Here is a 10,802-nt window from a genome sequence, read left to right on the forward strand (position 1 = left end):
AAAACGGCACAGACCGGGATCAACAGGCGTTCACCGGCTCCCCCGCCATGAGGTGGTACGCGGCCCGTGCGTCGAGGAGCAGCGGCACCAGGGCGCGTGCGGACTGCCGCAGCGGTACGTGTACGGAGCCGTCGCCGCCCGGCGGGGTGGCGCGTACGCCGTGTAGGGCGAGCTCGTCGCGGACGTCGGCGTACTGGGCGGGGCTCAGGCGGTAGGCGCAGGGCGGGTCCTGGATGACCTCCGCCGGCTCGGCCGGGTCGTTGTCGGCGCCGCCGAGGTGGACGGGGCCGCGGTCGCCCAGGCCGGCGAGCCGGGCGGCCGTCGTGGCCGCCTCGATGCGGCCGCGCCGCTCGTCGACGTACCGCATGAGGCCGTCGAGGGCGGTGAGCTGGGTGGTGACGCGGCGGCGGTTGTTGACGGCGGTGTCCCGCTTCTCTTCGTCCGTGAGGGGGGTGACACGCGTCTCGACGAGCAGGCCGACGGAGTGCTTGATGCCGGCCGTGTTGCGCAGGATGCGCTCCTGGCCGTCGCCGGCGACCTGCTTGAGGGGCTCACCGGTGGCGGGGTCGGTCCAGATGCCGTAGACGCCGCTCGTGAACCCGGCGCGCTCGGCGGCGGGGCGGACGTACGACTCGGAGAGCGCGTGCGCCTCGTCGTGGACGCGCGCGTGGGTGTTGAGGTTGCGCGGCCAGAGCGACAGCAGCGCCTTGTCGTAGTACGGCGGCGTGGCGTCGTACTCGTGCAGGTCGTACACGACGTCGGGGCGGTGGTCGCGCAGCACGGCGGCGAGGGCGCGGCCCTCGGCGGTCTTCAGGGCGATGTGGTCGCGGTTGACGTCGACGCCGTCGGCGTTGGTGCGGGTGTGGGCGGCGCGGCCGTCGGGGTTGGCGGTGGGCACGACGAGGACGGTCGTACGGGACAGGAAGCGCCGGGTGCCGGCGTCCCGGGCGTACGCGAGGTCGCGGACGGTGGTGAGGCAGGCTTCGCGGCCGGACGGTTCGTCACCGTGCTGGCTGCAGATGAGGAGCACGGTGGTGCCGGTGTGGCGCCCGGTGCCGATGGTGACGAGCTGGAGGGGCCTGCCCTGCTTCGTCGTACCGATGGTGGACATCGCCACGCGGTCGCTCGCCCGGTCGACGGCCGCGAGGAAGCGCTGCTCCTCGGGCTGGGTGGTCCAGCGTGCGCCCGCGCTCGTCTCGAAGCCGGTGCGCGGCGGCGCCGCGGCGGACGAGGCCCGGGACGCGGGGGCGGTGAGGAGCGGGAGGGCGAGGGCGGTGGCGGTGACGGAGAGGAGGGCGGTGCGTATGCGAGGTCTCATCGGAGGCCGCCTCCACCGGCCGACGGGAACGGGATCGGGGTCGTGGCGCGCGGCTCGGCGACGCCGTCGAGCGGCGCCTTGCGCGGCGTGTGGGGCATCGTGCCGGAGGTGGCGCGCAGATACGCTCCCGCCCCGCCGACGACCGGAAGTTTCGCCCGGGTGCGGGCCAGGTCGAGGGTGAGGGTGGGGGTGGTGGTGCTCGCGGGAGGATCGATGAGGCCCGCGTCGGTGCCGCCGATGATGAGCGCGAGGCGGTGTCCGGCCGGGACGACGTGGTCGGCGGCGGCGAGGTCGAGGGTGATGGTGTGGGCCTTGCCGGGGGTCAGCGGGCGGCCCCGCCGGTCGTCGGCCCAGTTGCCGAGGTCGGCCCAGCCGCGGCTGAAGACGGTGAAGTCGACGTCGGCGGTCTTGGCCTCGGTCTCCTTGAAGCAGGCGCTGTCGCCGCTCGTGCTCGCGCCCCAGCAGCTGCGCTCCGTCAGCGTGGTGATGCCTTCGCCGCGGGCCGCGTAGTCGCGGATGGTGTCGGGGCCGAGGTCGACGAGCACGGCGGTCAGGTGGGCGGCGGTGGTGTTCGGGGTGGCGGTGACCGTGACCGTGGCGGAGCCGGACAGGCGCAGGTCCTTGGCGAGTGGCCGGGAGGTGAAGCCCGCCTTGCCGGGGGTGGAGGTGTCGATGTGGGACGCCCAGTCGATCTCGCTCAGGCTCGGGTCGTCGGTGAACGTCTCCGTCGTGCCCGGCCGCGCCGGGGCGAGGGAGAGGGTGCCGACGCCGGGTGCCGTGCCCGTGCCGGGCCGCAGGGTGGTGGGGGCGGTGGCGCGCGGCGGCCAGACGCGGTCGGTGGACCACCTGTCGGGGGCGCGCTCGATGTCGGCCATCGGCTCGCGGTCGATGCCGTTGTCGTAACCGAGGAGGTGGTGGTCGAACCAGCGGTGGAGCGTACGCACCCACTCGGCGCGGCGGAAGTCGAAGGGGTCGACGTGCCCGGTCTGGGAGAGCCAGATCTTGCGCTCGACGCCGTGCGCGGCGAGGGCGTCCCACCACTGGCCGAAGTGCTTGGCGCGGACGTTGAGGTCCTGCTGCCCGTGGACGACGAAGACGCTGGCCTTCACCTTGCCCGCGTCGGGGACGTAGTCGCGCTCGTCCCACAGGGGGGTCCAGTCGCCGCTGCGCGGCGCGCCGTCGGTGAGCCGCTGCTGGACGTGGCCACAGCGGGCGCGGGCGTCGGGGCTGTTGACGTAGTGCGAGAGCCACTCCGGGCCGGAGTCGTAGAGGGGGGCGCCCTTGGCGAAGTAGTAGTCGTACCAGGAGGAGATGGCGCCGATCGGCACGATGGTCTTCAGGCCCTCGACGCCGGTGGCGGCGACGCCGTTGGCTATGGTGCCGTCCCAGCTCTTGCCGATCATGCCGGTGTCGCCGGTGGTCCAGCCGGTGGCGCGGGCCCGCTCGGAGCCGGTGCGGCTGGTGTAGGCGGGGGCGCGGCCGTTCAGCCAGTCGACGACGGCCTTGGCGGACTGGATGTCGGAGGGGCCGCCGACGTCGTCGCAGCCGTCGGAGCGGTTGGTGCCGGCGAGGTCGACGGCGACGAAGGCGTAGCCGCGCGGCACGAAGTAGTTGTCGTAGAACAGCGGGAACTGGACGGGCCGGCCGTCGGCGTCGTACGTCTTCTTCTGGCTCTCGTTGCCGCGCCCGCAGCAGGAGTAGTACGGGCTGGCGTCCATGATCACGGGGACCTTGCGGCCCTGCGCCTCGGCCTCGCGCGGCCGGATGATGTCGGCGGCGACCCGGTCGGTCCTGCCGTCGCGGTCGCCGTCGAGGCCGGTGTCGACCCAGACGGACTCGCGGACGGCATCGTCGTACGAGTAGACGGGGGCGGACTCACGGGGCGCATGGGGCGCACGGGGTGGCGACGCGGCGCCGGCGTCGCTCCGCGCGCTCGCCATCGGGGTCAGGACGACGGTCAGCAGTACGGCCGAGGCCGCCACGGCCAGGGATCTCCTCGCCGGGCGGGTGCCGCGCAGATGTAGGGGCATGGCCGGGAACGTACACGGGTCAACTGCCGCATAAAAGAGTGCCGGACCGTCACCAATGGGGCATGTGGGACGGCATGGGCGGGCGTGTTCATGTCGGCTGAATGGCGATCGTGTGACGGATGGGGCCATGGACATGACTGCGTCGCGGAGGGCTGAATAACCTTCAGAAGATCTTATGGTCCTACGACTTGGAGAGCCTGACGTGCACCGCAGACTGATCGTCCCGAGCGCACTCGTGGTCTCGCTGATGCTGGCGATCCCGGCATCGGCCGCCGACTACGCACCCGGAGCCGCCGGTATCGGCGACCCGTACTACCCGGCCAGCGGCAACGGCGGGTACGACGTGTCGCACTACGACCTGCGCCTGAAGTACCAGCCGAAGACCGACCTGCTGGAGGGTACGGCGACGATCCTCGCCACCACCAAGCAGAACCTGTCCCGCTTCAACCTGGACCTGGGGCTCAAGGCCAGCGAGGTGCGGGTGAACGGCACCCGGGCGAAGTTCGCCGCGACCGGCGACCACGAGCTGGAGATCACCCCGGCCACGCCGCTGGAGAAGGGCCGGGCGATCTCGGTCGTCGTGCGGTACGCGGGCAAGCCGTCCGAGCTGAAGATCGGCGGCTGGACGGCCTGGCACCGTACGCCGGACGGCGGTGTCGCCGCGCAGGAACCGGATTCGGCCGTGTGGTGGTTCCCCTCCAACGACCACCCGCTGGACAAGGCGACGTACGACATCTCGGTCTCCGTCCCGGACGGTACGCAGGCCATCTCCAACGGCGTCCTGCAGTCGCAGTCGTCCCGGCTCGGCTGGACGCGCTTCAACTGGCGCTCCAACAAGCCGCAGGCCACCTACCTCGCCACGCTCGCCGTCGGCAAGTTCGACATCACGACGGACAAGACGGACAAGGGCCTGCCCGTCCTCAACGCGTACAGCAAGGACCTCGGCGACAACGCGGGCGCGGCGCGCGCCAGCATCGAGCGCACGAAGGAGGTCGCCGAGTGGCTGGAGGAGGTCTTCGGACCGTACCCCTTCAACGCGCTCGGCGGGTACGTGCCGAACGTGACGAGCGGGTACGCGCTGGAGACGCAGACCCGGCCGTTCTACAGCCCCCGGCAGTTCGCGAACGGCGCGAACGTCTCGGTGGTCGTGCACGAGCTGGCGCACCAGTGGTACGGCGACAGCGTGTCGGTGGACGGCTGGAAGGACATCTGGGTCAACGAGGGCTTCGCCCGCTACAGCCAGTGGCTCTGGTCGGAGAAGGAGGGCGAGGGCACGGCGCAGGAGCTGGCGGACTACGTGTACGCCACGCGCGCGGCCGACGACCCGTTCTGGACGGTGAAGCCGGGTGACCCGGGTCCGGACAAGCAGTTCGACATCGCCGTGTACGACCGGGGCGCGCTCGCGCTCCAGGCGCTGCGCAACGAGATAGGCGACGAGGACTTCTTCGCCATCCTCAAGGGCTGGCCGACCGAGCGGGCGTACGGCAACGCCAAGGTGGGCGACTTCGTCGCGTACGCCGAACGCATCTCGGGCAAGCCGCTCTCCGGGCTCTTCGACACCTGGCTGTACCAGCCGTCGAAGCCGGCGGCCCCGACGGCGGCCGAGTCGGGGATCGCCTCGCGTTCGCGGGCGGCGACGGCCCCGTCGGCGGCGCCCGCGCAGCCGAAGTCGTGGAAGAAGATCGCCGCGACGAACACGGTCCACGAGCACGACGACCACGGGCACGACCACTGAGGTGACCGAAGCCGCCGCCTCCACCCGGCGTGGGGGCGGCGGCTCGTCGGGTGCTGCGCTGAGAGCGCTCTCACGATGGGCGCGGACCGGTTACCCTGCTCCTGTACGCGCACGACGTCCCCGCGTACACGCGTACACGGTCCGCCGCGCCGCCGAGGAGCTCGCTTGTCCGCCCTGCCCACACCGCCCGATCCCGCCCCCGGGTCCCGCCCCACGCTGGAAGCCGTCGCCGCCCGCGCCGGGGTCTCCCGGGCGACGGTCTCGCGCGTCGTGAACGGCGGAACGGGGGTGCGCGGGCCGCTGATGGAGAAGGTGCGCCGGGCGGTCGAGGAGCTGGGGTACATCCCCAACCACGCCGCCCGCACCCTGGTGACCCGGCGCAACGGCGCGGTGGCGGTGATCATCGCGGAGCCGGAGTTCCGGGTCTTCTCCGACCCGTTCTTCGAGCAGCAGGTGCGCGGCATCAGCCGCGAGCTGACCGCGCACGACGCACAGCTGGTGCTGCTGTGGGTGGAGGGCCCGGGCGACTACGACCGGATCGGCCGCTACCTCGGCGGCGGCCACGTCGACGGAGCGCTCGCCTTCTCGGTGCACGACGACGACGAGCTGCCCGCGATCATCCGGCGTGTCCAGGTGCCGGCGGTCTTCGGCGGCCGGCCGGGCTGGCCGGGCGCGACCGGAGGCCTCGCCGTGCCGTACGTCGACGTGGACAACCGCGGCGGCGCCCGCGAGGCCGTGCGGCACCTGCTCGCCCTGGGCCGCGAACGCGTCGCCCACATCGCCGGCCCGCGCGACCAGACCTCCGCGACGGACCGGCTCGACGGGTACCGGGACGTCCTGCTCGACGCCGGACCGGGCCTCATCGCGCAGGGCGACTTCACGGAGGAGAGCGGGGCCCGGGCGATGACGGAGCTGCTGGAGCGGCGGCCGGACCTGGACGCGGTGTTCGCCGCGAACGACCTGATGGCGTGCGGAGCCCTGCGCGTGCTGCGCGAGCGCGGGGTGCGGGTGCCCGAGGATGTGGCGCTGGTGGGCTTCGACGACATGAGGTCCATCGCGGAGGCGGCCGATCCGCCCCTGACGACCGTCCGTCAGGACATCGAGGGCATGGGCCGGCTCATGGTCCGGCTGCTGATGCGCGTGCTGAGCGGGCAGGAAGGGGCCGAGCCCGGGGCGAGCAGCGCCCCGGGCTCGGTGATCATGCCGACGGAACTGGTCCGCCGGGCGTCGGCCTAGCCGTACGGGATGACGAGCACGGACCGGTCCGTACCGGTCTGGAGCTTGGCGGTGCCGTTGCCGATGGCGTGCCACACCTCCAGGCGGACGGTGCCACCCCGGAGGTCGCCCAGCGTGCCGGTCGCCGCCTTCAGGCCGCGCCCCTGGGTGTACTCCTCCCAGCCGGTCACCGGGTCGGTGGCGAAGTAGTGGTACGTCTCCGTCCGGTCGAAGGTGCCGTCGCCCGTGAGGTCGTAGCTGACCCGGGCCTGCTGGCCGAGGCCGACCGTGGTGCCCGCGTCCACCTGGAGGCGGAAGGCGGTGGCGCCGCCGGGCTTCAGCGTGCCGTTGACGCCCTTCGCCTCGTACACCAGCGGCTGGTACGGAGCGCCGTCGTGGTTGGCGCCGCCCGCCGAGGCGATGGTGTCGCTGCCGGCCGTGCCGTTCGTGGCGGTCGTCAGGGTGCCGCCGGTGCGCAGCTGGAAGGTGTCGCCCGTGGAGGGGCCGGGCCCGGGATCGGTGCCTCCGGTTCCGGTGCCGGTGGCCGTCGACCGGGCCGGGACGGTGAGCTTCGCGCCGTCGGAGAACGTCACGGTGCGGGCGGTGGAGCCGTGGTTGTGCGCCGCGTAGGTCCGTACGGTGCCCTTGGTGAAGACCGCCGACGTCGGGATGTCACCGGTGACGGTGGTGTCCGGGGCGCCGAGCGCGTCCAGCGTGGCGATCCAGTGGTACGTGTGGGCCTTGGACTCCCCCGCTTCCGGGGTGTACGCGGCGTGGCCGGCGTCCCACTTCGCCTTGGCGGCGGTGGGGTCGGCGAGGGCCTGGAACTCCCAGAGGATGTCGCGCCATTCGACGGCCGGGCCGCCGTTCTCGCGTTCCATCTCGGCGAGGTTGCGCCGGATCGCGGCCTTCTCGCCGCCGAGGTGCAGGGAGCCGCCGGTCACGGGCAGGACGTTGATGCCGTGGATCTCCTCGGGGTTGGCGGTCCACCAGGTCGCGTAGGCGGCGCCGCTGCCCCACACCATGCCGGCCGTGTCGTGGGCGAAGGAGGCGGGGAAGACCTGCTGGTCGGCGTCGAACCAGTACTGCGTGATCGCCTCGGACTCCGTCGTCAGCAGGTACACGCCCAGGTCGCGCAGGGCGGTGTCCCCGGTGGCCGCGCCCCACAGCACCAGGCCGGCGCTGAGGTTGGTGGACTCCGACGAGGACTCCTGGTTGTTGCCGGCGGCGAAGCCCTGGTGCCCGGAGGCCCAGCTGTGCCCGGCGTACACGTCGAAGCCGCGCAGGAAGGGGAAGGCGGTGTCGGTGCGGCTGGGGTTCGCGGCGTCGCGCACGAGCGTCTTGACCATGCCGCCCCAGGCGGAGTCGGCGGCCCAGTCGGGGTCGTACTGAGCGACGACCGCCGCCGCGTAGACGTAGTACGAGTAGTGGAAGTGGTGGTCGTTGAGCTCGGTGTCGCTGCCGTACGAGGCGGGGTAGCCGGTCAGCGTCTTCCAGGTCCTGTCGTACGAGAACTCGTTGCCGCCGCCCACGGTGAACCAGTCCTGGAGGCGGCCCTTCATGAGGCTCAGCAGCTTGTCGCGCACGGCGGTGTCGCCGGTCTGCTCGGCGAGCGGCACGAGCTGGGCGAGGCGGCCGAGGGCCTTGCCGGTCCAGTACGTGTCGGTGGCGCCCTGCAGCGGGTCGGGGGCGTTCACGACCTCGTTCAGGTAGCCGCGCAGCCGGGCCGCGTCGACGCCGGACGACTTCGGCAGGCCGGGCAGCACGGCGGCGGCCCGCTGGCTGGTGGTGAAGGACGTCGCCTCGCGGACCTTCATGGTGCCGCGCGGTGAGACGTACGTGTACGGGGTCAGCGCGTCCGTGGTGTTGAGCCACTGGTGGCGGTAGAGGGCCTGCAGGGTGCCGGTCTCGGTGCCCTCCTGCGGCTGGGTGGTGAGGCTGTACGTGGCTCTGACCGTGCCCGCGCCGTGGCTCCAGGCGACCTGGGAGCCGGTCACGAAGCTGAAGGCGTACTTCCGGTAGGTGGCGAGCGCGTCGGTGGAGGGCAGGACGGCGAGCGAGAAGTAGTCCTTGCCGCCGAGGGCCGCCGTGAGCGTGGAGCCCGAGACGGTCCAGTCGGTGCCGGTGGGGGCGAAGAGGGCGTAGTGGTGGCCGGCGACGGTGATGCCGAGGACGTTGCCCTGGTCGGCGAAGACGGTGGGGGCGGTGGCGGTGGTGACGCGGGCGCTGCCGCCGGTGCCCTTGGCGTAGACGAAGGGCAGGCCGTGGCCGATGGTCGTACGCAGCGTGCGGGCGCCGTCGGACCAGTAGGGGGTGACGGTCCAGTCGGACCACGCGTCGGCCTTGGTGTCGGGCGAGTTGAGCCCCGTCAGGCCGAGGGTGAGGTCGCGCTTGTGGGCGTACTCGTACTGGCGGCCGTCGCCGACGATGGCGGGGGCCGTGGGGTAGCCGATGTCCAGGCCGGCGGCGGTGGCCTGGTAGGTGAGGGGGTGGCCGTACATCGGGGTGGACCAGGGATTGTCGCCGTAGCGCTGGAAGGCGAGCGAGGACCACCAGTCGTTGGTGGGGACGGGCTTGCCCTGGGCGGCGGGTGTGACCTTGGGGGTGACCGGGGTGCCGGTGTGGGTGGTGGGACCGGAGGTGCCGGCGGGGCGGGTGTCGGAGTAACCGCCCGCGCCGACAGGGACGGTGGCGGCGGCGGCCGGGGCGGCCGTGGGACCGGCGAGGCCGAGGGTGGCCAGGGCGGTGGCCACGAGGACTGCGGCTGATCGGGTGCGCGGGGATGGCATGGACAGCACCTCGAGGGGGTGGGGGATCGAGCGTTGAGAGCGCTCTCATATGGCCAGGAACGTAAAACTCCTGAAAGGGACTGTCAATACACGGGAGATAGGAGGTAGTTGACGGGACCGCGCCGCTGTTACGTGTTCGAGTCTTGACGGCACGGGGGCGCGCGGGGGACGCTCCGACGCAGCTGTTTGAGAGCGCTCTCAGCTCTCCCGCGCCGTCCCGCTCCCCCGAAGCCAAGGGAGGCTTCCCATGCCCATCGCCCGAGCCGCCAGAAGGGCCGCCGTCCGTCTCGGCGCGGTCGCGCTCACCGGGGCCCTGCTCGCCGGTTGCGGAGCCGGCGCCTCGGACGAGGCGTCCGACGGCCGGGTCACGCTGACCGTCGACCTCTTCGGCTCCTTCGGCTACAAGGAGGCCGGGCTCTACGCCGAGTACGAGAAGCTGCACCCCGGCATCACGATCAAGCAGACCGACACCGAGGACGAGCAGGACTACTGGAAGTCCCTCCAGACCCGGCTCGCGGGCGGCGGCGGCCTCGCCGACGTCCAGGGCATCGAGGTCGGGCGCATCGCCTCCGTCACCCAGCAGCAGGCCGACAAGTTCGAGGACCTGACGACGTACGGGGCGGACAAGCTCAAGGGGCAGTTCGCCGAGGCGAAGTGGTCGGCGGCGACCACCAAGGACGGCCGCGTGCTCGGGCTCGGCACCGACGTGGGGCCCGAGGCGATGTGCTACCGCACGGACCTCTTCCAGCAGGCCGGCCTGCCCACGGACCGCACCGAACTGGCCGCGCGGTGGTCCACCTGGGACGGGTACCTGGAGCTGGGCAAGCAGTACAAGGCGAAGGCCCCCGGCAAGAGCGCGTGGCTCGACAGCGTGGGCAGCCTCTTCACCATCATGATCGGGCAGGAGGAGGAGCGGTACTACAACGCCTCCGGCGAGCTCGTCTACGACAGGAACCCCGCCGTCAAGGCCGCGTGGGACACCGCGGCCGAGGCGGCCGAGGCGGGCCTGAGCGCCAAGCTCGACCAGTGGTCGCCGCAGTGGAACCAGGCCTTCGCGGCCGGGTCCTTCGCCACGATCCCGTGCCCCGCGTGGATGCTCGGCTACATCAAGGGCCAGGCCGGCGACGCCGGACGCGGCAAGTGGGACATCGCCAAGCTGCCGGGCGGCGCGGGGAACTGGGGCGGCTCGTACCTGTCCGTGCCGCGCGCGGCGAAGCACAAGAAGGAGGCGTACGAGCTGATCCGGTGGCTCACCGCGCCGGAGCAGCAGGCCAAGCTCTTCCGCGCCCAGGGCAACTTCCCGTCCTCGACGGGCGCCATCGCGAAGATCGCGGACGCCACGGACCCGTACTTCTCGGGCGCGCCCATCGGCCGGATCTTCGGCGAGGCGGCGAAGGCGGCGCCAGTGCAGGTGCTGGGGGTGCACGACAAGAACGTCGCGGACCAGATCACGAACGCGCTGAGCGAGGTCGAGCGGAAGGGCACGGCACCCGACGAGGCCTGGTCCACCGCGAGGAAGGGCGTCGCGAACGCGACGGGTTGAGGGAGGCAACGACGCCCACCGGGAGATGCACGTACCGGCGGTGGATCGGTCCCACGCACGTGAGGGGGACGGGGGTGGAGTGTGGGGGGTGGTCGGACGTCAAACGACTGAACTCGCGCGAAGCGCGGTGGAAAAAAGGCCTAACACCCCCCACCCGAACCCCCGGCCCCGC

General features: G+C 72.3%; 6 protein-coding genes. 3 read left to right on the forward strand and 3 right to left on the reverse strand.

Annotation, left to right across the window (positions count from 1 at the left end; all coding sequences use genetic code 11):
* Positions 1-19: 19 nt before the first annotated feature.
* A complete protein-coding gene (locus ACZ42X_RS02775) occupies positions 20-1,318 on the reverse strand; it encodes a M14 family metallopeptidase (protein ID WP_468283540.1) in 1,299 nt (432 codons plus the stop codon).
* Positions 1,315-3,348 (reverse strand): Xaa-Pro dipeptidyl-peptidase, encoded by a 2,034-nt coding sequence (locus tag ACZ42X_RS02780; protein ID WP_468283542.1) that lies wholly within the window; start codon positions 3,346-3,348, stop codon positions 1,315-1,317. Before ACZ42X_RS02780 ends, ACZ42X_RS02775 begins: the two co-directional genes overlap by 4 nt.
* Before the next feature lie 202 nt (positions 3,349-3,550).
* On the opposite strand from ACZ42X_RS02780, the gene ACZ42X_RS02785 reads away from it, so the two are divergent.
* Positions 3,551-5,083: a M1 family metallopeptidase gene (locus ACZ42X_RS02785; RefSeq protein WP_468283544.1), complete on the forward strand. Its 1,533-nt coding sequence runs from the start codon at positions 3,551-3,553 to the stop codon at positions 5,081-5,083.
* Positions 5,084-5,257: 174 nt separating this feature from the next.
* A complete protein-coding gene (locus ACZ42X_RS02790; RefSeq protein ID WP_468284110.1) occupies positions 5,258-6,319 on the forward strand; it encodes a LacI family DNA-binding transcriptional regulator in 1,062 nt (353 codons plus the stop codon).
* On the opposite strand, the gene ACZ42X_RS02795 is transcribed toward ACZ42X_RS02790, so the two are convergent.
* Positions 6,316-9,087: a glycosyl hydrolase gene (locus ACZ42X_RS02795; protein WP_468283546.1), complete on the reverse strand. Its 2,772-nt coding sequence runs from the start codon at positions 9,085-9,087 to the stop codon at positions 6,316-6,318. The genes ACZ42X_RS02790 and ACZ42X_RS02795 overlap by 4 nt on opposite strands.
* 247 nt (positions 9,088-9,334) lie before the next feature.
* Between ACZ42X_RS02795 and ACZ42X_RS02800 the strand changes: the two genes are divergently transcribed.
* Positions 9,335-10,630, forward strand: coding sequence for an ABC transporter substrate-binding protein (locus tag ACZ42X_RS02800; RefSeq protein ID WP_468283548.1), 1,296 nt, complete (start codon positions 9,335-9,337; stop codon positions 10,628-10,630).
* Positions 10,631-10,802 lie beyond the last annotated feature (172 nt).

The sequence above is a fragment of the Streptomyces sp. NPDC030862 genome (genome assembly GCF_055571835.1).